Below are 23,036 nucleotides of genomic sequence, written 5' to 3' on the forward strand. Positions count from 1 at the left end.
GGTTTTACTTGGCAATACCATCGTGATTAAAGCACTGTCTCGTTACTAAGCCCCATTTTTCGTCCTGATACTGGTCTTCAACGTAGTTGCCTGAAGTGTAGTCATTGACCACCTCTCTCCAGAATTTAACAGCATGCTCTGCACCTAGTACTTGCTTGATCTCCCAACTGCCCTTTAGGTGTTCAAACAGTTCAGAAATAAACTGTTTTCCTACTTTATTTTTTCGAAAATAAGGCACTACATAGAAGTCGCAAATCTCAAACTCGTTTGGCGCTTTGGTTTCAATGGCTGTCAATGCGGCAGGAACTCCATCAATGTAGAGTAAGTAACCCGTAACGCTATCACCAAGCGTCGGATAGATCTCAAACAAGCCGTACTCGTCTGGTTTATCTCCAATGATCTTTGAAAACTCGGCCGCATACCCCTGATACAAATTCGCGTATACCTGTTGATTACCGCTATAGACTGTCACAATGTTCATAAACTGATCTCTGTATTGTTTCGCACCAATATTGGTGTGAGCTCATCTTGTCTAAATTTATTATCTCATTGATCATAGAACAAATAATAGATATCTAACATTCACTTAAGCAGATATCGCCTTTCGATAATAATTGGCGTCTTGATGTTGCCCTTTGAATACTGCGTAGTTTTCTACACGTTCAACTAGGTCAAAACTGGCCTTGGATAAGATCTTGTTGGAACCAACATTACCCACTAACGCATAGGCATCAACATATTTAATGGAAGAGTGCTCAGCCAAGTAGACAAGTAACTTCTTCACCGCGTTAGACGCAATACCCTTAGAGCCAAAGGAGTGACCAACTCGATAGCCTAGCTCTCCACTTCCAGCGATCTGGTCGATATCGCGAACGTTGATTCGCCCACAAATATTGCCATTAGCGTCTTTTATCAACATAGGAATCATCTCGCCATTGTCATACTCTGTGAGGAAGCTCGTGACTTGCTCAGCAACGCCCGCATAAGAATAGAAACTGTCCTCCCGAGCTGGGACAAATTGCTCAAACCACTCTCTATTTTCGACTTCAAACTCCAATAATGCACTGACATCGCCTAAGTGAAGTAAGTGTAAAAATACATCCATAATCAATACTCTGTCGCTTATCTAAAAAGCCGCGCCTGATGATTCATACAACACGGCTTTTTCTGAATTTAAGGTAAATCCCTTAACTTCTTAGCCGGGTTACCTGCGTAGATACCTTTCTCAGTAATGTCTTTCGTTACCACACTGCCCGCACCGATTACTGCACCTTCACAAATGCTCACAGACAGAACCGTGGCGTTAGAACCAATCATGACGTTGTCAGCTATCAAGGTACGACCCCAGCTTTCAGGATTGGGATCTGGTTTGCCCTCTTTGAATAAGTCGTTGGCAAACATGACTCCGTGACCAACAAAGCAGTCACTGCCGATAGTCACATACTCGCAAATAAAAGTATGAGATTGAATCTTACTTCTCGCGCCTATCACCGAGTTCTTTTGAATCTCAACAAAGGGGCCAATGAATACATCATCTTTAAGCTCACAGCCATAAACGTTGCTTGGCTCGATGATAGTGACATTCTCACCACAGGTAATATCAGTAATCTGTGCTTTTAAAACTCTAGGGCTTGCCATGCTTCCTCTAAGATCAACACCATATATCAATCTAAACAATTGTGCCGTAAGCAATTAAGTACAAGCAAATTGTAAGAAAGAGAGTTGGTAGTGGATCAAAGATTCCATGAGTCTGATAACTAAAACAGCCCAACCAACACGACTGACATCAGTACCCCACCTATAAAGCTAGGCGCATGAAATGGGCGAGCTTTAGATTTTACGTACTCTATCTGAAGCTCTTCTTGATAAGTTTTGACGGCGAGTTCTTTTACGTAGTTATTTTGCATAATAAGCTCCTTTTCAATGGTTAAGAGAAGCTTAAGACTTGAAGTTAGGTTGAGGTAAAGCAAAAAATCAGATTAATTGAACACTTTATTTCGCTCGACCTTTTAATGTTTGTAAGTGTAGGAATGTAAACGACAGACAAGAAGACTAGAGCAGAGATCGGTACACACACAACTCACGATCTTCACCATGAATTTTGCGTACCTGTTTCTCAACGAACTCAACACCGAGTTTTCGGATAACAGACTCTGAGCGTTTATTTTCAGACAAGTGCATCACTTCCAACTCAGTGAGTCCCAAATGAGCTTTACCGTATTCTACTAGCGCAGAAGAAGCTTCAAACGCGATGCCCTGCCCCCAAAACGGAACACCAAGCCAATAGCCAAGAGTACCAACGCCATCGACTAAACTAGGGAAGCTGACCGCACCAATGATTTCATCGTTAGCTTTAAGAGTTATCGCGTAAATCACACCCTTTTCTTCATTAAAGAAAGACTCGTGCGAGTTAATCCATTCAACCGCCATCGTTGGTTTGTATGGATGAGGAATGGCAGCTGTCATATCCGCTATCACTTTCTCACCCGCGAGATCAGCGACGCGCTCGCTATCACTCAACCTAAATGGCCTTAAGATTAATCGTTCTGTGATAATGTTCTGCTGCATAACCTTTCCCTCACCTATCGTCTTATAACGATTATTCAAGAATGACCCTAAAGACATCATTATTCACGCCACCCACATCCACTAATTCTCCAGTTTCCATATGAAGTGAAGTGTTTAATTGTCGAGTTGAGCGTGGCTCTTTCGTTTCTCGAATCACGAGCAGATCGACCAAGTAGCCAGAGTATTGCTTTCGTATTAATCCTGAAAAAGTAACACTTTCAACCCTATCCGCGAGTACAGAATTAAATGTTTTATCTTCTAAAACACCCGCGGAGATGGATGTATCACCATAAAATAGCGTGATGGTTGTTGGGTCGGGAGTTAACTTTTGATTGGATGAACACCCCATCATAGCTAAGCACAACATTAAAATAACTCGAAATTGCATAAACTGGTTTTCTTACGTTAAGCGTCTGTTTTTCATATTAAAACACTTCACATCAATAAACACCATATGTCGGGCAGAAGCTTGTTTAGAGTAAGTTATGTAGTGAGGCTTAACGAAGGAGTTACGTCTTGAGATGGGTTCGTTAATCAGAGAATCGGCTCTAGCTCCTTATTCAGAAGCTAAAGCCGACATTAGATCGAGATTATCGAATTGGGTTCAGTGAATTAAGCAACAACGTCTTGTGGAGGTGTGCCTTCGCAGTTAGAAACGACAGCATCAATTTGAATCAGTGCATTCATAGGAATCTCTGAAACCCCCACCACCGTTCTTGCCGGTAAGTCAGCATTAAAGAACGTAGTGTAGACCTCGTTCACCGCATCAATATCTGAAATATCTTTAAGTTGAATATTAATTTTCACCGTATCGTCCATGCTATGGTCAACACTTTCAATGATCGCCTTAATATTCTTAAGACACTGTTCAGTTTGCTCTTTTATACCACCAGCAATCACTGCATTGGTTTTCGGATCTACAGGTAGTTGACCTGAAATATGGTTATAGTGAGAGAAAGCAACGGTGTGCGAATAAGGCATGAATGGTGCAGCAACAGTATTATTAGCTTCAATAACCAGTAGGCGCGTATCTTCTGGTAATTGCGGCGGTGTACCGTCGCCATGTGAAACGGACGTATCGATTTGAATTAAAGCGCCCATTGGCAGTTCAGCGGCATTAACAACCGTTCGCGCTGGTACGTAACTTGGGAAGAACTTAGCACAAACTTCATTTACCTTGCCTGCATCTTCAACATTTTTAAGGTAAATAGTGGTTTTAACCACATCATTCATTACATGACCGATGCTTTCTAGAATAGCTTTAATGTTTGATAGGCATTGTGCTGTTTGCGCCTCGATACCACCATCAACCAACTCACCTGTAGTTACATCTATCGGTAACTGAGCTGAAAGATTGTTGTAGTGAGAGAAAGCCGCTGTCTGAGTTGATACAGTACTTTGAGGCGCATTATCCGTATTTCTTGATACCTTTACTAGCGCGCAAGGTGCTTGTGGTTTAGTGCCTTCGCCGTTTGAAATCAGAGCATCCATTTGAACTAAAGCGTCACTATGCGGTAGCGCAGTTACGCCCACGACTGTACGCGTAGGAAGAGTGTTGTGGAAGAAGCTTTTGTAGACTTCATCAATAGCATCGATATCAGAAATATTCTTAACGAAAACATTAATCTTCACGACATCATCCATAACATGGTCGATGCTTTCAACAATGGCTTTAATATTATTTAAGCATTGTGCTGCTTGGTCTTTAATATCGCCAATCACGACTTCACCTGTTTTAGGTTCAATAGGTAATTGAGCTGAAAAATTATTATAATGAGAAAAAGCGACCGTTTGTGTAGATACAGAGTTTATTGGTGCATTTTCAGTATTTCTTGAAATTTTAATGATATCGCTACTCATCGGAATTATCCTTTTAATAATAAAGATATACGTATTTATATTTAACAATCGTATTGGAAGAATGATTAAAGTAGCGCCATATTAAGTGAATTGTTTTAGGGTAAACGTGATATCCATCAGACTATTACCTGACTATAAACCAGTGATTTATAGAATAATTAGTCATCAAACGCCTAATTATCCGCAAATAAGATGGCGAACCGAGTAATAAGTCCCCTTTATCTTTTGATATATTCAAAAATCATGAATACCCACTCAGATAAAGATATAGATAACTTTTAAAATTTAGAAAACATTTGATAGGTTGTTCACATTAAAGCCCTGAAAAAATCACTTACTAGATGAATTGTGAAGAACACACTCTTAGATTTGTGCATAAACTATTAGCCCAGATAAGTAATTATTTTAGAGCCATTTAATTATATAAATACGTTAATAATATATTCTACAATCGAATACCAGCACACTAATATTGCCCACCATTAGATACATTTACTCATCTTACTTAACAAGGAGGTTGTGATCGTTCAAACTCTCTCTTTTTAAATTCAACCTCTCTCATAACCACTCAAAACGGCCAATCCATAAATGAACCATGATATGCGTAAGACAAATAACTCTTATGTTTCAAGGTCATTATCCAACATGTGCCTGCCAAGATAGTATGCCCCCAACATGAAGACCACCTATAGCTTCATTAAGTCTAAATCTATTTGTCGACCTAGAAGAAAGTTCAATATCAATGATTAAACTAATTAGTTTAATCAACTTGAGGATTAGAAAGTGAACAAAAGAACGAAACTGTTAGGCCTGAGCTTAGCTATAACCTCCCTCTCAGCCCTTGCTGGTGGTGGCTACATTACAGACCCAACAACTCACATTTCATTCAATTACGACAACGTGACCCTTGAGGTTGCTCAGAAAGAGCTCGCAACATGTCAAGGTGTTGCTGAATCAACACTGACAGCCCCCACTGAAACCAAGAAAGGAAGCGGCGTAAAAGGCGCAGCTAAAGGGGCGGCCGCTGGCGCTGCTGTTGGCGCTATCTCTGGTGGCTCAGGCTCTGACGCTGCCAAGACTGGCGCGGCGATTGGTGTAGTCTCCGGTAGAGTTAGCGGCCGACGAGCAGGGGCTCAGGCTGAAGAAGATAACAAAGCGATGTATGCGACAGTGTTGAGAAACTGCATGATTGATAAGAAATACAACGCCCTGAACTAAGGAGATTCGGCAATGACAAAGTTCATTAAAAAAAGAATGTTAGCTGCTCTATTAGCAGGATTTTCTGCTCCCTCTATGGCTGATATTGCGTTCGGCTTGGGGTATCAGGAGGGAGACAAACTCTCATCTCAATACATCGACCTGATGCTTCGTGGTGACATATTGGAGATTGGCGGTGAATACCAGCACAGAAAGCGTGATGATAAGCTAGAAGACTACGACCAAGACGCGATCAGTGACGGCATGGCATTTTTAAAGGTAGGCGCTGGTTACAGCTTCCCGCTTAAACGTATCACAGTTCGCCCTTATTATAATTTCGGCATCGGTGGCGCTCAGGTCAGCGACGAGGTTGATGACGCGGCCAACCCTGACGCAACCTATTTCAACGCCCTCGGTGTATCTACTAAATGGAAATTTGCAGAGCTAAAAATGGAGTGGAGAAACTACCAAGTGGACAGCGGCGAGTCAGAGGGTGAGGAGCTACCTTATGACATTGATGAGGACACGTTTAACGTATCTATTGGTGTGGCTTTCTAGAGATTGATTCTTATGGGGCTAAACTAAACAAACTCTTTGTAGCGGTGAGGTCTTTGGCTTCAATGTTTACTATCAGGAAATGATATTAACTCGTATCGAAGTGCAGTGAAGCCTTCTACTTCCTCTCGTCAGCCTACAATATAAAGAACTAAACCGCTCTTGGGGTTGTGTTGAAATGACGCTTAAATTCGCGACTGAATTGGGATGGACTAGAATAGCCAACTCGGCGTGCGGCATCACTAATACGCAGGCCTTCTAACTGGATCAGCTCCTTGGCTTTGTTGAGCCTTACCTTCTTCAAATATTGAAGTGGTGACTCAAACGTCACGTTGCGGAAAGCATTATGAAAAGCAGACACACTCATGTTTGCTTCGTCAGCAAGCGATTGAACAGTAATGGTTTGGTCGTACTCTTCATGCACTTTAGATAGTGCTTTCGCGACACGTGCGTAATGGCCATCATGATGCGCCAAATCAAACAGCACTCGCCCTTCTGAACCGGTTAAGGCGCGGTAGACAATTTCGCTGACCATGGCATCACCCAATATGTTGGCTTCGATGTCGCAATGCAGCATTTTCACCAATCGAGTAAAACTTTCTAGCATTTGCTCTTCCATCGGTGTCGATTCTAAGCCGCTAGAATTCTGTTTGTGCTTATTGCAATAGCTCTCAAGAAAACCTTGGTCTTCTAACTTTTTTACCAAGCTGTGCAAACGTTGAGAGTCAATGTTGATAGATAAACCAAGTAATGGTTCGCCATTAACAGGCAAGGCTTCACACTCCAATGGCATTGGCACGCCTACCACAAGATAATCACCTGCAGCGTAAGTAACGGGTCTGTCGCCAATGTAGATGTTCTTTTTGCCCTGCCCGAGCATGATAATACCCGACTGATAAGTGAATGGCTGACGCTGGTTGCCGCCACTGCTTCTATACAACCACACACCGCCAATTTCAGTTTCTCTGATCCCTTCAAGATCATCCCAACCTTTGTGTTCTACATAAGACTGTAATAACTGCGCGAGTGTTTGCATAAGTGGCGACTTTCCATTCTAAGTGCTAAGAGTAAGTAAGTTAAAGCAAAGGAAGAATATCAATTTTGTAGAAATAGGCAATTAATTTGGAGGAACTGGCCTTCACCACCCTAGATTCCTGTACTAATATGCAAATATAGAAATTAAGCAACACATCAGAATAAAAAATCTAGCTTTACACAAGGAACCTACAATGCAATTTACTTATGTTAACCCTACTGTAATCCACTTCGGCCAAGGCCAAATCAATGCTATCAGCCAAGCAGTTGATACTTCTAAGAAAGTGCTAGTCATCTACGGTGGCGGTTCAATCAAAAGCAACGGTGTTTACGACCAAGTTGTCGAATCTCTTAAAGATCACGCTTGGATTGAGTTTTCTGGTGTTGAAGCTAACCCAACGAAAGAGACGCTAGATAAAGCAGTCGCTCTTGTTAAAGAAGAAGACGTAGAATTCATTATCGCTGTTGGTGGTGGTTCGGTAATCGACGGTTCTAAATACGTTGCTGCAGCGGCTAAATACGACGGCGACGGTTGGGATATCCTAGCGGGCAAACACCAAGTAACTGAAGCTACTCCTATTGGTGCAGTACTGACACTTCCTGCAACAGGTTCTGAATCTAACATGGGTGCTGTAATCACTCGTAAAGAGACTCAAGAGAAACTGGCGTTCATGAACCCTGCTGTACAACCTAAGTTCGCGGTTATGGATCCAGACGTAATGAAGTCTCTTCCAGAGCGTCAATTGATCAACGGTCTAGTTGATGCATGGGTTCACGTGTGTGAGCAATACATCACAATGCCAACAGACGCGATGGTTCAAGACGGTTACGCAGAAACACTACTTAAAAACCTACTTGTACTGGGTAAGCAATACGACGAGCGTGACAACGACGCATGGCGTGCAAACCTAATGTGGACAGCAAACCAAGCGCTTAACGGCCTGATTGGTACTGGCGTTCCTCAAGATTGGGCAACACATATGATTGGCCATGAGTTCACAGCACTATGGCACGTAGACCACGCACGTTCTCTTGCGATTGTTCAACCTTCGCTACTTCGTAATCAAATCGAAGCGAAGCGTGGCAAGCTAGAGCAAATGGGTCGTAACGTATTTGACCTAGAAGCGGGTGCTGACTTGGCAGAGCGCACTATTGCTGCAATCGAAGCTTTCTATCACAGCCTAGACGTTCCAACGATGTTCGACGGTTACGAAACAAACAAAGCAACTGCGATCGACAATGTTGTCGCTCAACTTGAATCACATGGCTACCTGCAACTAGGCGAAAACCAAGCAATCACACCTGAGAAAACACGCGAGATTCTAGAGTCTGCGATTCAATAGCGATCAAAATTAGAGCAAGGAAAACAGGGTTCTAAAGAAAATCACCATAATCTAAAAATTTATTCCGTGAAACTGAACCAAATTCTTTGCCCTTGCGTATATCCTCAAGCAGCGTCCAAATCAGGCGCTGCTTTTTAATTTGCCCTACAAGATGCCATTAAATTCTCATAAGTCCTTAATTTTATGTGCATTCAGATTTCTATATTGGTAAGGTAAACCTGTCTCTTTACTAGGTATGAACAACGATTTGAACAATCTCAAGGAAATGGTTAAGTTTAAGTCACTTAACAAGTGGTATGGTGCTTTTCATGCCCTAAAGGATATCGATTTAAATATTGAACAGGGAGAGATAGTGGTGATTTGCGGGCCATCAGGTTCGGGAAAATCAACCTTGATCCGTTGTATCAATCAGCTAGAACCTTTCGAGAGTGGCGAGCTTTCTGTGCTAGAGCAAGTACTTCCGAGCAAGTTCAACACCCCAGGCCAAGTTGGGATGGTGTTTCAGCACTTTCATTTATTCCCCCATCTTACGGTGCTTGAGAACTTAACTCTGTCCCCGATTCGTACGCTTAAAAAAAGTAAACAAGAAGCCGAGAAGCTCGCAATGCACTATCTCGAGCGCGTGCACATCGCAGAACAAGCCAACAAATACCCAGTGCAACTCTCTGGCGGTCAGCAACAACGCGTGGCTATCGCCCGCTCTCTGTGTATGAAACCCGAGTTACTCTTGTTCGACGAACCAACTTCAGCGCTTGATCCGGAGATGATCAACGAAGTGCTCGATGTGATGGTTGAACTGGCGAGCGAAGGCATCACCATGGTGTGTGTGACCCATGAAATGGGCTTTGCGAAACAAGTGGCCGACCGCGTTATCTTCATGGATGAAGGACAAATTGTGGAATCCAATACGCCTCAAGCGCTTTTTGAAAACCCGCAACATGAACGTACTCAAGCGTTCCTAAATCAGATCCTAACTTATTGATGTTGATTCGAATTATTAAACCCGCCCTATCCGCTTTGGTACAAATTATTGTGCTCGTGGCTGCGGTTGTCTGGATCCTCGATTCTGGCGCACAAACCATGGGATACAGCTGGCAATGGGAGCGCGTGCCAGACTATATTGCTTTCTATGAAGATGGTGAATGGTGGCCTGCAGAATTAGTTGAAGGGCTACTGGTTACCATCAATATTTCTCTGATTTCTTTGGTCGCGACGCTGATCATTGGTTTAACCACAGCGCTATTGAGAAACTCCAACTCAGTGGTTGGACGCACCCTAGCCACCAGCTATGTTGAGTTGATTCGTAATACGCCGTTATTGGTCCAAATTTATTTGCTCTATTTTGTATTTGGTCCCGTATTAGGGCTGGATCGTTTTAGCACTGCCGTTTTAGCCTTAGCACTTTTCCAAGGTGCTTACACTGCCGAGATATTTCGTGCTGGTTTAAACGGTATTGCGAGAGGACAATTTGAAGCGGCACAATCTTTGGGCTTATCAAAAACCTATACTTACTGGGATGTGATTCTTCCTCAGGTGGTACAACGTACCTTGCCGCCTTTAACTAATGAAGTGATCTCTCTTATCAAAAACTCTTCGATTGTGAGTGTCATGGCTATCTTTGACCTAACAACCGAAGCCAGAAACATCGTTTCTGAAACCGCGATGCCATTCGAGATTTGGTTCTCTGTGGCGATCATTTATCTTGCTCTTACACTTTCACTTTCTGCCGTTGCTGCTTGGCTTGAGCATAAGCTCGGATCTAACTGGCGAACACAATAAGGATTTATCAGCATGAAGCTATTTAAAACCGCAATTACAGCCCTACTTGCGCTTGCCGTGAGTTTGCCTGCACTTGCTTCTGAAACGCCTAACCTAGACAAGATTAACGAGCGTGGCTCACTGCGCGTTGGTATGTCGACATTTGTTCCTTGGGCGATGCGTAACAAACAAGGCGATCTTGTCGGCTTTGAAATCGATGTGGCGAAACGTCTTGCTGAGGATTCAGGCTGGAAAGTCGAATTCGTACCGACGGCATGGGATGGCATTATTCCTTCTCTATTATCGAAGAAGTTTGATGTGATCATCGGCGGTATGTCTATCACTGAAGCTCGTGCTAAAAGCGTATTGTTCACTGAACCTTACTCGCACTCTGGCGTTCAACTGGCGGCTAACAAAGAGCTAGCGGAAGGTTTTACTCAGATCTCTGATTTTGATTCTCGCCGCGTAAAAATTGCAGCACGTCGTGGAGCATTCACGGTTCAAGTGGCTCGTGAAACCTTCCCTAAAGCGAAAGTTCTGCAGTTCGATGACGATGCTCAAGCATTCCAAGAAGTATTGAACGGCAACGCACACGCGGTTATCGCGTCTAGCCCGAAACCAGAACACGAAACGATCAAAAACGCAGACACGCTATTTATTCCATTTGAAGAGCGTCTATCCAAAGGTAACGAAGCATTTGCAGTTCGCCTAGGTGAAACTGACAAGGCAGAATTTTTCAACGAATGGATCAAAGCACGTACTGAAGACGGTTGGTTGAAAGAGCGTTACGAGTACTGGTTCTCTACTTTAGATTGGCAAGACCAGATTGCTCAAGGTCAATAATCTGAAGTTGAGCTCACTTTTTAATATGAGCTAATCTGTCGAATCTAAATCAAGGCAGTGCACTGTTTGCACTGCCTTCTCATCGACAGCTTAAATCGCTTTAGATCCATGTAACACCCCAATAATAATTAATGTTTAAACAGGAATGACGTGAGTAGTACTAGCGCATTGACAACACCTAAGCCCAACGTTCATATGAAGCCTTGGTATCAACGCCTCAACCTTTTGGATGGCGTGTTACTCGCTGTTATTTGTGTGTTTGCAGGTTGGCTCTATTATCGTTCTTCTGTCGGTATTAACTATCAGTGGCGCTGGGAAGACGCGTTCACGTTAATCTTTATTCCACCTTCTCAAGGCAGTATTCCTTATTTCTTTCAAGGTTTGGTTGCAACATTGCGTTTGAGCTTATGGAGCATGGTATTAGCGCTCACTTTCGGCACACTGTTAGGGGTAGCAAGACACTCTAAGATCACTTTCTTCAAAACACCGGCACTGATTTTCATCCAATTGGTTCGAAACATTCCTCCACTGGTGTTCGTGTTTATCTTTTATTTCTTTGTTTCTAACCAGCTGATCCCTCTGCTTGGCTTAGAAAGTCTTTTACGTGAACATAATGGTGAGATTAATCAACTTCAAGCCTTCTTATTTGGCCCTGCTAACCTTTGGGAAAACTTAGCGTCTGGTGTTATTTGTATTGGTTTGCTCTCTTCGGCTTATATTGCGGAAGTGATTCGAGCGGGTTTAGAAGGTATTCCTAAAGGCCAATGGGAAGCGGCCGATTCGCTTGGCTTATCTGCATTGTCTAAGTATCGATTTGTGGTTGGCCCACAGGTATTAACAGCAATTACGCCACCTTTGGCTGGTCAGGCAATTTCGCTAGTCAAAGACACCTCGATTGTGTCGCTGATTTCGATTCAAGAAATGACGTTTGTTGGTACTGAAATGGCGAACTCTTCCGGTTTGATCTTCGAGATCTGGTTGATTGTAGGCTTCGTATATTTTGCTTTGTGCTTTGCACTTTCGCGTCTGTTCAAAGTGATTGAACAACGTTCTAGTGCCTACCTTAATCATCAATAATAGAACGAGTAACACCACCAACTGAATACATTGATTCACCAGACTATTCATCACCCTTATCAATTCCACCTGATTGGTTTAAGCCATTGACCAATCAGGATTAATCCCCTCCAATCTCTTCTTCGAAACACAGCAAAATACTTATCCAATCGCTATACTTAAAGTATCGAACTACGTTGATTCATCTCAAGGACATCGCTCAACATGGACAATCATAAAGAAAGAGCTTTTTACGCCGTCGTTGGCGCATTGGTTGGAGACGCCGCTTCCATGGGGCTGCACTGGTTGTATGACCAAGAGAGGATCTTACACGTGGCTGGTTTTGAACCAGAATTTCGTTCACCAAACCAGTTCGATTATCAAGACAAAGGTTACTTTGCCCACCAAGGAAAAACCGCTGGCGACCAATCGCAATACGGTGCTCAGTTATTGGCGATGGTCGATAGCCTAGTCGACAATCAACACTACGATGAAGCAAGTTACATCAAACACTTCCGCTTCTGGTTTGATTTTGGTGGCAGTTGGCGAGGCTACATTGATAAAGCAACGCGTATGAGCTTGTTGAACATCCATCAATTAGAACTAGAGAACGCCTCGATTACTGCATGTGGCGCCGACGATACACAACTTCCCGCAGTCTCAAAGATCATTCCATTAGTGGCATGTACTTATACCTCTCACACCTTACCCGCGATGGTAGAGAGTGCGGTGCGAGTCACCAACAACAACGACAAAGCCGTGGAATGGGCACAAGCCATCACCTTATTGGTTCAAGCGGCAATTCAAGGCAACTCGCCACTGCAGTCGGTAGAAATGGTGCGACAAACTTGTAGCAAATTTATACATGATCAAATCGACGAAGCACTGGCTGATCCGGAGCTTTCGATTACAGATGCCGCGAAGAAGTTCGGATTACATTGTGAATTGAGTGCTGCGTTCCCACTACTGGTTCGCATCATCGCGGGTGCTCAGAGTTATAAACAAGGCATTCGCGACAATATCTTATGTGGCGGTGATAGCTGCGGTCGTGCGATTGTAATTGGAGCAGTCTTAGCGGCGTGTTTCTACGAAGAAGATGGCGCGATTCCAACAGAATGGCTGAACCAAATCGAACTCAATGGTGGCGTGCTGTCTTTGCCTATTGAGTGATTCCCACAATAATGAACTAGAGTCTGACATAAGACAAGCAAACCTCTAGGTCGGATGTCGTTCCTATAAAGTTGGAACACACTGCGATAACTCATTCTTCAGCCAAACAACAAACGGGCTTTCTGGCTCATCATGGTTGCTATCTTGTGTGAGCAGTATGTACTGATGACCTGAAGGCACAAAGCCAAACGGCGCGATCAAGTTACCTCTTTCAATATCGTCGGCTACAAGTGGATAAGACCCTAGAGCGGCTCCTAGCCCATCAACGGCCGCTTGAAAGCAAAAATAGAAGTGTGCAAAGGTCTGGTTTGAACGAGCTTGCGACACCATTCGGCTATCAAATTCACTACCTTTGGTGATGGATACCCAATGGTTCCAAGCGTTTGGTCGTGTGCTGCTGTGCAGTAATTTCACATCGGCTAACTTGTCTTTAACTTGTTGCCAATAGCCAGGCGAGAATACAGGGCCAACCCATTCTTCGACTAGCGGAATCTGTTTGTAGTACTCGGTTACGTTAAAGTCGTCTCGGCGAATTGCCATATCTAATCCAGTTTCACCTAACGTCACAGGCCCACCCGCCGTAGACAAGCGAACATCAATTCCGGATTCGTTATAGAAATCACCGAGTCGAGGCATTAACCAACGCATGGTCAATGTGGGTTCACATGAAACTTCCAACGCTTGATGATTCAGCTGATTAAGTTTTTGGACTCCTGTCTCCAAGGCTTGGAACGCTTGCAATGTGTAACCTTTGAGTAATTCCCCTTCTTTGGTGAGACACACATTCCTGCCCTGTTTGTAGAACAAAACTTGGGATAAGTGATTTTCCAATACCTTGATCTGCTTACTCACCGCGCCATGGGTAATATTGAGTTTATCCGCCGCTTCACTGTAACTGCTCGAATGCGCTGCTACATGGAAAATATGAAATGCTTTCAAATGTCTCATGTGTGATTTTTTCTCACAGATAGGTGGAATTCATTTCGATTATAGACAGCAATAAAAAACCATACAATGCTAGCTCATCAAATATAAAGAGTTGGAGTCATTATGGAGTGGTTAAGCCTAGCAGTATTGGGACTATTAATTGTTATAAGCCCAGGCGCGGATTTTGTTTTAGTTTTGAAAAACAGTATCAATCAAGGACGACAAGCAGGAATTTGGACTGCAATAGGTGTGAGTTTAGCGATTTGTGTTCACATCAGTTATTCAATGCTTGGGATCAGTTACTTAATCTCACAGAATGAGCAGCTGTTTGACATGATCAGATACGCAGGTGCAGCCTACCTTATTTATCTAGGACTAAAAGGTATCTTGAGTGCGGACAACAAGCTTGCACCTTTGGAAGGAACAAGGCGAAGCACCAGTGTTTGGCGCTATTTAGCACAAGGATTTTTGTGTAACGTGCTGAATCCAAAAACCATGTTGTTCTTCTTAAGCATTTTCAGCCAAGTCATCTCACCCGAAGCTGAGAACCAGCATGTCGCTCTCAGTTATGGGTTGTACATGATAGTTCTTCATGGATTGTGGTTTGGAATTGTCGCAATGTTGTTTACTTCAACGACTTTGCAAAAACACTTGTTGAAAGCCAAGAAAAGGCTCAATCAAGCGTGTGGAGTTGGATTGGTATCTTTTGGCTTAGCGCTAGCATTAAAATAACCCGATGAGTCAAACTATGGCAGCAATAAAAGCTGCCATAGTGATGAACTTAATTAGCCTTCAAAGCCTCCCACTTCCCATTTATTACTCACTTCGTTCGTTAGTAGATTCTGGAAATGCACAACATCTTGCGATTGCCAAATACCAACGTTTAATGCAAAAGACCGATCTTCATCTTGAGTCGCGTGAATAAAATTTGAAGACATCGTTATTGTGTTCGCCTTGATGGTATGTTCAGTTTCTAGGTCAAGACTGAGGTACGACCTACCATCGTTAGCAACAAGGCCACGACGCATATTGCATCGAAACTGAGTTAATACATAGTTGCCCGGTTTGATACCATCAAACAGTGCGTACTTCGTGTCTTCATACACAAATACACGTAAGGTTTGTGGTTCAGAATCAACTAATTTACCATCGACTTTTTCTTGTATATCAAACGAAAACGTTACGCATGGGTAAGTTGAATCGTACTTAGAGATGTTGGTCGCGATAGCTAATGCGCCGTTACCTTTTGGTTCTGACAAGGTGTCGGTAGCCGAAGTAGGGATACTTTTGCAGCCCGAAATACTTACAGCTGCAGCGAATGCAACAATCAGAAACTTATTCATATAAAGCCTTTATTCTTATCAATATAATTATCCGGCGACCCTATCATTAAAAAATCAAACCGAAAACGTGAATTCATAAAATATTGATATGGTTGGCATTATTTTATAGGAATACTAACAATTCTCTTATTTAACGTTCCCTCCAAGCAAGCTCTCCCTAATCGCGTTTAACTTTCGTGGTTGATAAAAACCAACTTATTCAAGTTTCACGATTTTTTCACTAACACCTACTTATCATTTTATGGAGCATCGTTTTTTATTTTCAACGATGCTTTTTTGTTTTCTAAGTTGAGGTAAACGTGCAAAATTTTCGTCAAATCGTTGAGCTTTCCAATGCTGTGCACCCAAACACCAAAGGTTTAACCCGAATCAAGAAAAATCTGCGCTTTACACTATGGGGCGTTATGAATCCTAAGGTCATTCGCAAAGTGCATCAGCTTAAAGAGAAAAGCAATCTCTCAAACCTTCTTGAGCAGAATCCTAAAATCTTTGAAAAGCCACTCAAACCATTCATCTGTATTGGCATCAAACCTAAAACACGTGCTTCGTTACTGCATTCTCACTTCGAACTCTTAGAACGAACATTTGGTCCAAATACAGTGCATCTGCACCTTTCTAACTTTGAGCTTTTGACCTTTGCTGACCGAAATGGAAATGAGTTCAGGATTGAGACTTTCTCGGGGGAATCTCGTGAAGGTTCCTTGGGGATCCGACTCGTCGAGGCCAATACCGGGCTGACTATTTACTCGGTCACCTTCAATATATCTGATAATAATGGGCGTCGCACCATGCACATCGGCTGCCTACAGGGTACAAACAAGCGAATCACCAACAGCCAAGACAAAATCAAAGAACTGACGCGTTCGTTACACGGGCTAAGACCAAAGTCACTTATGGTTGAACTCGCAACTATGTTTGCTAATTACATGAAAGTTAATGAAATTTTAACCGTTTCGAATAAAGGTCATATCTATCAAGCGATGCGATATATCGGTTCTAAACGTGGGGCTATAACATTTGATTACGACACGCTATGGACTGAAAATGGCGCCTCTTTGGTCGATAAATATTGGTTTTCCTTGCCCATTAAGCCTCTTCGTAAAGACACTGACACATTGAAAAAGACCAAACGTCGCTTGTACACAAAACGCTATGATTGGCTCAAGCAAACTGAAGAACAGCTCATTTCAAGGTTAAACGACATTAAATCTGCTCCCAAGTTACATTAATTGTTGATAGAAGCGCCCTACTAGATGATATCCAGTGGCTTTATCATTTCACTATCAGGGAAGATGGTGTCTAGCTGCTTCGTTTTTATAGATAGGTGTTGACCAAGTACACCTTTAATTACACCTCGCATTCTCGCCCTTGATACAGATCCTTTGGGCTTAATCCTGCATCCAGAGTTTTAAGTTGGTTGCTCAACCTTCCATTTACACCACCCTGATTGGCGTGAGTGACCCACCTAGTTCCATAGGGAGCTTTACAAGGTTTTACGTTAGATGGGTGTCAGGTGCCTATCAAGTTACGGACATGGTGTGATCTTTTTGGGGAATGTCTATTTGCGCCACATATAAACAAACTGTTCGTTCTGCGAGGTAATTTCAAAGCCAAATCTCAAGTACAACTCCCCAACTCGATTACCTTGTAGGTAACAAAGTTCGACGGGTTTATTGAGGCTGTCAGCCTTAGTTAAACAATCTTTCAATACTTGGCTACCAATGCCCTTGCCATGATACTCAGGCAGTAAGAAGAAGCGGCAAAAATAGAAGTGTCCGCCTTTGTCTTGCAACAACACACTACCAATCGCTTTACCTTGATATTCGATGATTTCAGGCCGTTCTTCTGCCCACTCTTCGGCGTGTATATCTCGTTGAGTTTGCTCATCCCAGCCAAATACGGCCTTGATTGCCTCAAACTCAGCGGCCTTCTTAAGCTCGAACAGAAATTCATAATCTGATAACTGAGCAGGTCTTGTTGAATACTTCAAAATACCTCCAACAATAATTGGTTATGGCCTCATTTTCGTTTAAACCGGGACATAGTAACCCCGATAAAACCCCAAAACGCCACGCTTAAATGTTCATTTTCGTTCTAGTTGGTAACGTAAGACTTCGTGTTTATCTTGCTCCGAGTAAAAGGTATTCAGGAATTGTCCACCGCACTTCTCAATCACCTTTTGCGAAGCTATATTGCCCCTCTCACACGTAATAATAGCGCTTTCGGACAATACGTGCTGTTGAACCCAAGACAACATATGACTTGCGATACCCCGCCCTCTCGCTTGTGGCAAAGTCTCGTAGCCGATATGTCCTATGACATCGTGAATGTACGGACTGGTGCCATGACGAACTCTTATCACTCCAAGAATACGTCCAGACTCGAAACAAAAATAAGTAGAAGCAGGCGTCCACCCTTCTGGCAATCCCTCACCTTTTGAATAAGCAATTCGTCTTTCCAAATAGGCATCACTGCCATCAGAAATACCCGTGTAAATATCTAACCCATCTTCAGTACAGGCATTCACATAGTGATGAAAGGCGGTTGAATGTGAAAGAGCAGCTTTAACCATGTCCATATAATGTTGATTCCTAGTTACTTTTCTTCCGGGGTTAGCTATCAAGCTTAAGCTAAGTGCATGGTGTATTCTTGGTGTCCAGTATGCTCATCAGATTGTTCGCTCACAATAGAAAAACCTTGGGACAAATAGAACTGAATCGTCGTTTGGTTTTCTTTATATACATTTAAAGACAAGTTCGGACATTCAAGCTTTGCGTGTTGGATTAGTTGCTTACCAATACCACTGCCTTGATGTTCTGTACTGACAAAGATCGCCGCTAGTATCTCTTCGTAAAGTGAATAGAAGCCACGAACCTCACCATTGACTTGGTACACATAGGTTTGTGATGCAGGAATATATAGGTCGCGCATATTACCAACCTGGGACTCCCAGAACTCAGGAGCCACAAAATCATGCGCCTTGATCGAGGCGGTTAACCAAATGTCTAAAACGGATTCAATATCGGCTGGGCGGTATTCTCTGATCATCTTAATTCTCTGAAATTATTGCGGTTTAATATGCTAATCAGTATGGCCGAGAAGCCACTTAAGCTTATTGAAGGTTTACGACAATTATTTGAAATAATGGTTATTGCTTCTTAACGTACTTCGCCGTAACGAGCATTTCACCACCACCATCAAGCTTGCAATCTAACTGGTGGTCCTTGCCTTCATTGATGCGACGAATCACTGCTTTAGTACCGATTTTCAATACGCTAGAACTGCCTTTCACTTTTAGATCTTTAATGAAAGTAACTTTATCGCCGGTATCTAACACTGCACTGTTAACGTCCTTAACGCGCGCGGCTTCTCTTTCTAGACGCTCTTCTTCTGGGTTCCATTCGTAGGCACACTCAGGGCAGATTAAGTGATTTTGGTCTTGATAGACATATTCAGATTGGCATTGCGGGCAAGGAGGTAAAGACATACGTTAATACTTCATTTAAATAGAATTTGTTCCATTTTAATGACTCTTGTTAGGCTTAGCGAGCATAAATCTAACAAGTTTCCTTGAGAGTTCATTATCTTAAGCACCCAAAACGAACAAACACAGCCGCTAAGCTGTGTTTGTTTAAAGGTTTGAGAAGCAGAACAGCTTAGCGTTCAACTTTTGGGGAGTAAATGGAGTAAGCGGTGATTTGCCCTGCCACGATTGCCGAGAACATGAATAACGCAGACAAACCAATACTTGGAATAGGCAAAATCGATTGTTCAAACACTGACTGGCTAGCACTCACTAATACTCGGCTACCCGGAACCAAGATGATGATCCCTTGCACGATATAAATAGAGCCCGTGAGCTCCATCTTCTTGGCAATCCAAGTACCGTATAAAGTGATAAGAACTGTGGTTACCCAAGTGCCTACAACCCAACCACTATCAAAACCTAGATAGAACGGTCCCCACATACCGAGAACCGCAACTGGTAAGCCAAGCAAGATGTCTTTAGGGCGTGCGTTGAACATCACACCGATAGATACAGAGATCAGCACCAAGCCAGATATATGCATCCACATCGGTACCGCATTGGTATAGTCGATGGAGACCGCTTGTCCCCATATTGCTTCACCAATATTGAGCCCCATGATTATCCCAACAAACAGCTTAATCAGAGTTAAGGCGCTCTGCCCGAGCAAACTGGTACCAGAGACCAAGTCATTAAACGCCAAACATTCTAATGCGTTGGCTATGGATAACCCGGGAACGAACAAGACAATCGAGGCGATACACAGCGCCCACACAGGAATCGGTAACCCTGTGCTTGCCAAAAATGCCACAAAGATACCCGTTAACAGTGCCGAGATAAACTCAACCGCGATAGCGCGACGTGAATGAAGAACTTGCTGACATACCCAAACCATCAAACCCAATAACGCAGAAAAGCCAACCGCTTCCAGCGTACTGCCCACCAGCATTAAATACGCAGGCGGTATACCCATATTAGCAAGTGCAGTTACAAATTTAGAGTAACCGACAGGCTCAGGGACAGGTTCACTACTCGGTTGGTTAATACGAATGATCGTATTGGCCAACAAACTCAGGTTAATTGACGCAGGCTTTAGACGCTTAAGAATAACGGCGTTGTTATCGTCTGGAAATTGATAGTTAATCGCCGTTGGCGTAGCTTGGATCATCACATCAACACCATGCTTTTTTGCATAGAATTGGGTGTATTTCTCTAGCTTATAAGGAGCACAGCCACTGCGGTGAAGAGTGTCACCAATTTCAACAATTTTGTTAATTCGGAACTGAGAAGGCATGGGTATTTTAGGGGAGACAAAATGTGCGGCAAATGTACCAAACGATAGACGGAATGACGAGACTTTTGCGTAAATTATCAACTAAACTCGTTACTTTTTTCTGCAAAGGCTTAGAAGTGCCTATAACTCTACTCATTTTGGATTAGTTTACTGAATGTTTTGACCGGCTGATAAGTTAAATTTATGCATTCAGATTGTTATTAGTGAACGCCAAAACACGAATAAAAAGCAGTTTATGTTAACACTTCAAATTCCTTAATTTACACGGATTTTATTACAGGCTAGTGCCGCCAATCAGGTTTATAAATCAGCCCAAATTTGTCTCAAAAATAACGGAGCATGTTCTGCTATTTCTCGCCCTCTGTTTAACGAGAGTTTAGTCACACTTTATTCACTCTGAAAATGCCGAACATGATGGAAAAACTAGCGGAGTGGTGGTTATGCGAGCACTTAGAATAAAAATGAAAGAAAAAGGTTTCGTTTTCAGTTAGATGTGGCATTATCAAACTCGTTAAGACGATGTGCGTGCATCGTATAATGGCTATTACCTCAGCCTTCCAAGCTGATGATGCGGGTTCGATTCCCGCTGCACGCTCCAGTCCCTTAATGCCTCAGTCTTACTCATAAGACAGTGTGCGTGCATCGTATAATGGCTATTACCTCAGCCTTCCAAGCTGATGATGCGGGTTCGATTCCCGCTGCACGCTCCAATTCTATTTAAGCTTTATACAGCCAAAGCTCTATCTACCCCTCTTCAAAATTATCTATTGCCCTAAAATTAAGCCCGTTAACTTCCTATATCGCTCCACATTTGACCCCTGCTGTCAGTCATCTTTGCACTACTAATACTTATATTAGATTTCAAAATTGTTCTAATTTAATAACCTTGGTCAATATCCGAAAAAATAGTTATGTTAATGTGCGCCAATTATAAACAACCAAAAAACAATAAAAATGTTTAAAAGCAATGAGTTGATCATAAACATCGAAGCAATTAACACTGCTCTAGCAAAAGTTGAGAATGCCAATAAAATTCAGCTAGATACATTGAAAGGTTATGTGAACAGCGAACCTGAACAGGCTGTACTGGCTTTTCGATCGCTAAATGAAGCTGAATCAATCGACGACAAACTGAAAAAGATCATGTCAGAGTTACCGCACCTGAGCGGCGAAGCACACCACCTGCTTGAAACTTCTATCTTGCTACAGTGATTCTAGCTATAGATAAGCCTCAGCCGATACAAGTTAGTTCATGTATTCCTGAACAGGTTGAGACTTATCTTTAACTGAACATAGCATTTAATCAATGACTTAGCGGTCACACAAAGCTGTACTGATTGGTTGAAATGAATAGGTGATGTAAGGCCCTCGGATTACTCCCAAAAGTTCCACCACTTTTTGCTGTTTTCTTCACGCTGCTGTTGGCCTTTTTCTGACCCTTTTCCTTCTTCTTTACGCTCTTGTTCCGCTTTCTTGTCTTTCTGCTTTTCTAATCCCGACTTTTCTTCGTCATTATCCATATCATCTTCAAGCTTTTCTTTCTTATCTTTGAGCTTCTCTTTACTCTCTTCGAGGGCTTCTTTCTCGTCTTCCAAATCGTCGAGTTCTTTATCTATTTTCTGCTTATCTTTTTTGTTCTTACTTTTTTTCGCTTTCTTCTTTTTCTCTGCGATCATTGAATCAAGCTGCTTCTCACGATCATCAATTTCGCCTTCAACTTTTTTAGCCTCAGCGAGCGTTTTTACTTCTTCTAAATCGGGCTTACCTTTACCAGCCCACTCAGGTTTAGCAGCAATGCTGTAATTAGACCAAGCTAATAAAGCACTTGATACGGCAACGACTAGTACTGTTTTGTTCATCCTTAAACTCCTACTTACTTGTTCTAACTAAAATTTTTCTATTTACTTATTAAAGTTAATCGTCTAATACAAGAAAACGCACCAAACTAATCAATATAAGTCTGGTGCGCTTTATTAATCGATACTACAGCTCAATTTTTTTCAGCATTCCCGCTTCAGCGTGACCAGGAATATTACACGCGAACTCTACGTTATTATCACCATGGAAATGCCACAGCAATTGCTTCGCTTTACCCGGCTTAACTGTAACTGTGCTGCCCGAGTCGTGAGCGTGATTACCCATGTTTTTCATCATTTCACGGTGCTCTAACTGCTCTGAAGCAGAACCAATCGAGAATTCATGATCAATCTTGCCCGTGTTCATCACAACGAACTGCACCACATCGTTCGGCTCAATATCAACCTTGTTCTTAAATGTGATTTTCATATCGTCACTTAGCAAAACATGAACCACTTTATCCGGCTTAGCGCCTGTCGCAGGCATACCGACTTCAGACATGCCTTCCATATTCATCATCGAATGGTCCATCTTTCCATTTTTCATCATTGAGTGATCCATGCCTGAATGATCCATACTTGAATGGTCAACAGCTGAATGGTCCATTTCAGCAAAAGCCGTTGCAGTAGTTAACGTCAGTGCAATCGCAATAAGTGTCTTTTTCATGATCGTTCCTTAGATTAATTCAGTTATTTATTCGTTAG

At 42.6% G+C, this 23,036-nt stretch carries 28 protein-coding genes, 2 tRNA genes and 1 pseudogene; 13 read left to right on the forward strand and 18 right to left on the reverse strand.

Features of this window, described 5'->3' with window-relative positions; translation table 11 throughout:
* Positions 1 to 4: 4 nt before the first annotated feature.
* The 7 genes from L4C44_RS06510 to L4C44_RS06540 all read right to left on the reverse strand — a co-directional run bounded on the left by L4C44_RS06510 (position 5) and on the right by L4C44_RS06540 (position 4,428).
* Positions 5 to 481: a GNAT family N-acetyltransferase gene (locus L4C44_RS06510; RefSeq protein ID WP_285953590.1), complete on the reverse strand. Its 477-nt coding sequence runs from the start codon at positions 479 to 481 to the stop codon at positions 5 to 7.
* 105 nt (positions 482 to 586) lie between these two features.
* The gene (locus L4C44_RS06515; RefSeq protein WP_428804639.1) at positions 587 to 1,105 is read right to left on the reverse strand and encodes a GNAT family N-acetyltransferase; all 519 of its coding nucleotides are present in this window, start codon (positions 1,103 to 1,105) and stop codon (positions 587 to 589) included.
* Between the two features lie 68 nt (positions 1,106 to 1,173).
* Positions 1,174 to 1,638 carry an acyltransferase gene (locus L4C44_RS06520; protein WP_428804640.1) on the reverse strand — a complete coding sequence of 155 codons (465 nt, stop codon included), beginning with the start codon at positions 1,636 to 1,638 and terminating at the stop codon, positions 1,174 to 1,176.
* Positions 1,639 to 1,757: 119 nt separating this feature from the next.
* The gene (locus tag L4C44_RS06525) at positions 1,758 to 1,907 is read right to left on the reverse strand and encodes a hypothetical protein (RefSeq protein ID WP_186728044.1); all 150 of its coding nucleotides are present in this window, start codon (positions 1,905 to 1,907) and stop codon (positions 1,758 to 1,760) included.
* A 145-nt stretch (positions 1,908 to 2,052) separates the two neighbouring features.
* Positions 2,053 to 2,568, reverse strand: a complete 516-nt coding sequence (locus L4C44_RS06530; RefSeq protein WP_146490755.1) for a GNAT family N-acetyltransferase — start codon at positions 2,566 to 2,568, stop codon at positions 2,053 to 2,055.
* A gap of 31 nt (positions 2,569 to 2,599) precedes the next feature.
* The gene (locus L4C44_RS06535) at positions 2,600 to 2,956 is read right to left on the reverse strand and encodes a hypothetical protein (protein WP_285953594.1); all 357 of its coding nucleotides are present in this window, start codon (positions 2,954 to 2,956) and stop codon (positions 2,600 to 2,602) included.
* 224 nt (positions 2,957 to 3,180) lie between these two features.
* Positions 3,181 to 4,428, reverse strand: coding sequence for a RidA family protein (locus L4C44_RS06540; RefSeq protein WP_428804641.1), 1,248 nt, complete (start codon positions 4,426 to 4,428; stop codon positions 3,181 to 3,183).
* A 783-nt stretch (positions 4,429 to 5,211) separates the two neighbouring features.
* On the opposite strand from L4C44_RS06540, the gene L4C44_RS06545 reads away from it, so the two are divergent.
* Positions 5,212 to 5,646, forward strand: a complete 435-nt coding sequence (locus L4C44_RS06545) for a glycine zipper family protein (RefSeq protein ID WP_060981192.1) — start codon at positions 5,212 to 5,214, stop codon at positions 5,644 to 5,646.
* Between the two features lie 12 nt (positions 5,647 to 5,658).
* Complete coding sequence (locus tag L4C44_RS06550) at positions 5,659 to 6,183, forward strand: porin family protein (protein WP_146490758.1); 525 nt, start codon at positions 5,659 to 5,661, stop codon at positions 6,181 to 6,183.
* Between the two features lie 148 nt (positions 6,184 to 6,331).
* Here L4C44_RS06550 and L4C44_RS06555 read toward each other — a convergent pair whose 3' ends face one another.
* Positions 6,332 to 7,216, reverse strand: a complete 885-nt coding sequence (locus tag L4C44_RS06555; RefSeq protein WP_146490759.1) for an AraC family transcriptional regulator — start codon at positions 7,214 to 7,216, stop codon at positions 6,332 to 6,334.
* 193 nt (positions 7,217 to 7,409) lie between these two features.
* Between L4C44_RS06555 and L4C44_RS06560 the strand changes: the two genes are divergently transcribed.
* From L4C44_RS06560 to L4C44_RS06585, 6 genes are all read left to right on the forward strand, one after another.
* The gene (locus tag L4C44_RS06560; RefSeq protein WP_372385001.1) at positions 7,410 to 8,558 is read left to right on the forward strand and encodes an iron-containing alcohol dehydrogenase; all 1,149 of its coding nucleotides are present in this window, start codon (positions 7,410 to 7,412) and stop codon (positions 8,556 to 8,558) included.
* Positions 8,559 to 8,793: 235 nt separating this feature from the next.
* Positions 8,794 to 9,540: an amino acid ABC transporter ATP-binding protein gene (locus L4C44_RS06565; protein WP_146490761.1), complete on the forward strand. Its 747-nt coding sequence runs from the start codon at positions 8,794 to 8,796 to the stop codon at positions 9,538 to 9,540.
* Complete coding sequence (locus L4C44_RS06570) at positions 9,540 to 10,337, forward strand: amino acid ABC transporter permease (RefSeq protein ID WP_146490762.1); 798 nt, start codon at positions 9,540 to 9,542, stop codon at positions 10,335 to 10,337. Before L4C44_RS06565 ends, L4C44_RS06570 begins: the two co-directional genes overlap by 1 nt.
* A gap of 12 nt (positions 10,338 to 10,349) precedes the next feature.
* Entirely contained in the window at positions 10,350 to 11,159 is an 810-nt protein-coding gene (locus L4C44_RS06575) for a transporter substrate-binding domain-containing protein (protein ID WP_012600468.1), read from the forward strand.
* Between the two features lie 150 nt (positions 11,160 to 11,309).
* The gene (locus L4C44_RS06580) at positions 11,310 to 12,236 is read left to right on the forward strand and encodes an amino acid ABC transporter permease (protein ID WP_428804642.1); all 927 of its coding nucleotides are present in this window, start codon (positions 11,310 to 11,312) and stop codon (positions 12,234 to 12,236) included.
* Between the two features lie 204 nt (positions 12,237 to 12,440).
* Entirely contained in the window at positions 12,441 to 13,385 is a 945-nt protein-coding gene (locus L4C44_RS06585; RefSeq protein ID WP_428804643.1) for an ADP-ribosylglycohydrolase family protein, read from the forward strand.
* A 63-nt stretch (positions 13,386 to 13,448) separates the two neighbouring features.
* Here L4C44_RS06585 and L4C44_RS06590 read toward each other — a convergent pair whose 3' ends face one another.
* On the reverse strand, positions 13,449 to 14,333 hold the full coding sequence (locus tag L4C44_RS06590; RefSeq protein ID WP_428804644.1) for a LysR family transcriptional regulator: 885 nt from the start codon (positions 14,331 to 14,333) through the stop codon (positions 13,449 to 13,451).
* Positions 14,334 to 14,435: 102 nt separating this feature from the next.
* Between L4C44_RS06590 and L4C44_RS06595 the strand changes: the two genes are divergently transcribed.
* Complete coding sequence (locus L4C44_RS06595; RefSeq protein WP_428804645.1) at positions 14,436 to 15,044, forward strand: LysE family translocator; 609 nt, start codon at positions 14,436 to 14,438, stop codon at positions 15,042 to 15,044.
* 53 nt (positions 15,045 to 15,097) lie between these two features.
* Here L4C44_RS06595 and L4C44_RS06600 read toward each other — a convergent pair whose 3' ends face one another.
* Positions 15,098 to 15,655, reverse strand: a complete 558-nt coding sequence (locus L4C44_RS06600; protein ID WP_146490767.1) for a hypothetical protein — start codon at positions 15,653 to 15,655, stop codon at positions 15,098 to 15,100.
* Between the two features lie 299 nt (positions 15,656 to 15,954).
* On the opposite strand from L4C44_RS06600, the gene L4C44_RS06605 reads away from it, so the two are divergent.
* On the forward strand, positions 15,955 to 16,884 hold the full coding sequence (locus L4C44_RS06605; RefSeq protein WP_428804646.1) for a VirK/YbjX family protein: 930 nt from the start codon (positions 15,955 to 15,957) through the stop codon (positions 16,882 to 16,884).
* A gap of 20 nt (positions 16,885 to 16,904) precedes the next feature.
* On the opposite strand, the pseudogene L4C44_RS06610 reads toward L4C44_RS06605, so the two are convergent.
* The 6 genes and pseudogenes from L4C44_RS06610 to L4C44_RS06635 form a co-directional block, all read right to left on the reverse strand.
* A pseudogene (locus tag L4C44_RS06610) lies at positions 16,905 to 17,119 on the reverse strand (DUF1501 domain-containing protein); the annotation flags it as partial.
* A gap of 94 nt (positions 17,120 to 17,213) precedes the next feature.
* Positions 17,214 to 17,645, reverse strand: a complete 432-nt coding sequence (locus L4C44_RS06615; protein WP_146490769.1) for a GNAT family N-acetyltransferase — start codon at positions 17,643 to 17,645, stop codon at positions 17,214 to 17,216.
* A 93-nt stretch (positions 17,646 to 17,738) separates the two neighbouring features.
* Positions 17,739 to 18,233 (reverse strand): GNAT family N-acetyltransferase, encoded by a 495-nt coding sequence (locus L4C44_RS06620; RefSeq protein ID WP_285953602.1) that lies wholly within the window; start codon positions 18,231 to 18,233, stop codon positions 17,739 to 17,741.
* 47 nt (positions 18,234 to 18,280) lie between these two features.
* Positions 18,281 to 18,703 carry an N-acetyltransferase gene (locus L4C44_RS06625; RefSeq protein WP_372384992.1) on the reverse strand — a complete coding sequence of 141 codons (423 nt, stop codon included), beginning with the start codon at positions 18,701 to 18,703 and terminating at the stop codon, positions 18,281 to 18,283.
* Between the two features lie 100 nt (positions 18,704 to 18,803).
* A complete protein-coding gene (locus tag L4C44_RS06630) occupies positions 18,804 to 19,142 on the reverse strand; it encodes a zinc ribbon domain-containing protein YjdM (RefSeq protein WP_428804647.1) in 339 nt (112 codons plus the stop codon).
* 169 nt (positions 19,143 to 19,311) lie between these two features.
* Entirely contained in the window at positions 19,312 to 20,475 is a 1,164-nt protein-coding gene (locus L4C44_RS06635) for a threonine/serine exporter family protein (RefSeq protein ID WP_004731486.1), read from the reverse strand.
* Positions 20,476 to 20,998: 523 nt separating this feature from the next.
* Between L4C44_RS06635 and L4C44_RS06640 the strand changes: the two genes are divergently transcribed.
* The 3 genes from L4C44_RS06640 to L4C44_RS06650 all read left to right on the forward strand — a co-directional run bounded on the left by L4C44_RS06640 (position 20,999) and on the right by L4C44_RS06650 (position 21,687).
* A tRNA-Gly gene (locus L4C44_RS06640) sits at positions 20,999 to 21,073 on the forward strand.
* Between the two features lie 37 nt (positions 21,074 to 21,110).
* Positions 21,111 to 21,185, forward strand: a tRNA-Gly gene (locus L4C44_RS06645).
* Between the two features lie 244 nt (positions 21,186 to 21,429).
* On the forward strand, positions 21,430 to 21,687 hold the full coding sequence (locus L4C44_RS06650) for a hypothetical protein (protein WP_048660017.1): 258 nt from the start codon (positions 21,430 to 21,432) through the stop codon (positions 21,685 to 21,687).
* Positions 21,688 to 21,848: 161 nt separating this feature from the next.
* Here the strand turns inward: L4C44_RS06650 and L4C44_RS06655 are convergent, their stop codons facing one another.
* The gene (locus L4C44_RS06655) at positions 21,849 to 22,334 is read right to left on the reverse strand and encodes a hypothetical protein (RefSeq protein ID WP_428804648.1); all 486 of its coding nucleotides are present in this window, start codon (positions 22,332 to 22,334) and stop codon (positions 21,849 to 21,851) included.
* A 124-nt stretch (positions 22,335 to 22,458) separates the two neighbouring features.
* A complete protein-coding gene (gene copI / locus L4C44_RS06660; RefSeq protein ID WP_428804649.1) occupies positions 22,459 to 22,998 on the reverse strand; it encodes a copper-resistant cuproprotein CopI in 540 nt (179 codons plus the stop codon).
* Between the last annotated feature and the right edge of the window lie 38 nt (positions 22,999 to 23,036).

It is taken from the genome of Vibrio satsumensis (assembly GCF_050337435.1).
In the GTDB taxonomy this organism is placed as follows: domain Bacteria; phylum Pseudomonadota; class Gammaproteobacteria; order Enterobacterales; family Vibrionaceae; genus Vibrio; species Vibrio satsumensis.

Excerpts from the sequence above, each read along its gene's own strand:
- L4C44_RS06510 (WP_285953590.1), bottom strand. The coding sequence starts at position 481 with ATGAACATTGTGACAGTCTATAGCGGTAATCAACAGGTATACGCGAAT.
- L4C44_RS06515 (WP_428804639.1), bottom strand. The coding sequence starts at position 1,105 with ATGGATGTATTTTTACACTTACTTCACTTAGGCGATGTCAGTGCATTA.
- L4C44_RS06520 (WP_428804640.1), bottom strand. The coding sequence starts at position 1,638 with ATGGCAAGCCCTAGAGTTTTAAAAGCACAGATTACTGATATTACCTGT.
- L4C44_RS06525 (WP_186728044.1), bottom strand. The coding sequence starts at position 1,907 with ATGCAAAATAACTACGTAAAAGAACTCGCCGTCAAAACTTATCAAGAA.
- L4C44_RS06530 (WP_146490755.1), bottom strand. The coding sequence starts at position 2,568 with ATGCAGCAGAACATTATCACAGAACGATTAATCTTAAGGCCATTTAGG.
- L4C44_RS06535 (WP_285953594.1), bottom strand. The coding sequence starts at position 2,956 with ATGCAATTTCGAGTTATTTTAATGTTGTGCTTAGCTATGATGGGGTGT.
- L4C44_RS06540 (WP_428804641.1), bottom strand. The coding sequence starts at position 4,428 with ATGAGTAGCGATATCATTAAAATTTCAAGAAATACTGAAAATGCACCA.
- L4C44_RS06550 (WP_146490758.1), top strand. The coding sequence starts at position 5,659 with ATGACAAAGTTCATTAAAAAAAGAATGTTAGCTGCTCTATTAGCAGGA.
- L4C44_RS06555 (WP_146490759.1), bottom strand. The coding sequence starts at position 7,216 with ATGCAAACACTCGCGCAGTTATTACAGTCTTATGTAGAACACAAAGGT.
- L4C44_RS06560 (WP_372385001.1), top strand. The coding sequence starts at position 7,410 with ATGCAATTTACTTATGTTAACCCTACTGTAATCCACTTCGGCCAAGGC.
- L4C44_RS06565 (WP_146490761.1), top strand. The coding sequence starts at position 8,794 with ATGAACAACGATTTGAACAATCTCAAGGAAATGGTTAAGTTTAAGTCA.
- L4C44_RS06570 (WP_146490762.1), top strand. The coding sequence starts at position 9,540 with ATGTTGATTCGAATTATTAAACCCGCCCTATCCGCTTTGGTACAAATT.
- L4C44_RS06575 (WP_012600468.1), top strand. The coding sequence starts at position 10,350 with ATGAAGCTATTTAAAACCGCAATTACAGCCCTACTTGCGCTTGCCGTG.
- L4C44_RS06585 (WP_428804643.1), top strand. The coding sequence starts at position 12,441 with ATGGACAATCATAAAGAAAGAGCTTTTTACGCCGTCGTTGGCGCATTG.
- L4C44_RS06590 (WP_428804644.1), bottom strand. The coding sequence starts at position 14,333 with ATGAGACATTTGAAAGCATTTCATATTTTCCATGTAGCAGCGCATTCG.
- L4C44_RS06595 (WP_428804645.1), top strand. The coding sequence starts at position 14,436 with ATGGAGTGGTTAAGCCTAGCAGTATTGGGACTATTAATTGTTATAAGC.
- L4C44_RS06600 (WP_146490767.1), bottom strand. The coding sequence starts at position 15,655 with ATGAATAAGTTTCTGATTGTTGCATTCGCTGCAGCTGTAAGTATTTCG.
- L4C44_RS06620 (WP_285953602.1), bottom strand. The coding sequence starts at position 18,233 with ATGGACATGGTTAAAGCTGCTCTTTCACATTCAACCGCCTTTCATCAC.
- L4C44_RS06625 (WP_372384992.1), bottom strand. The coding sequence starts at position 18,703 with ATGATCAGAGAATACCGCCCAGCCGATATTGAATCCGTTTTAGACATT.
- L4C44_RS06630 (WP_428804647.1), bottom strand. The coding sequence starts at position 19,142 with ATGTCTTTACCTCCTTGCCCGCAATGCCAATCTGAATATGTCTATCAA.
- L4C44_RS06635 (WP_004731486.1), bottom strand. The coding sequence starts at position 20,475 with ATGCCTTCTCAGTTCCGAATTAACAAAATTGTTGAAATTGGTGACACT.
- L4C44_RS06650 (WP_048660017.1), top strand. The coding sequence starts at position 21,430 with ATGTTTAAAAGCAATGAGTTGATCATAAACATCGAAGCAATTAACACT.
- L4C44_RS06655 (WP_428804648.1), bottom strand. The coding sequence starts at position 22,334 with ATGAACAAAACAGTACTAGTCGTTGCCGTATCAAGTGCTTTATTAGCT.
- copI (WP_428804649.1), bottom strand. The coding sequence starts at position 22,998 with ATGAAAAAGACACTTATTGCGATTGCACTGACGTTAACTACTGCAACG.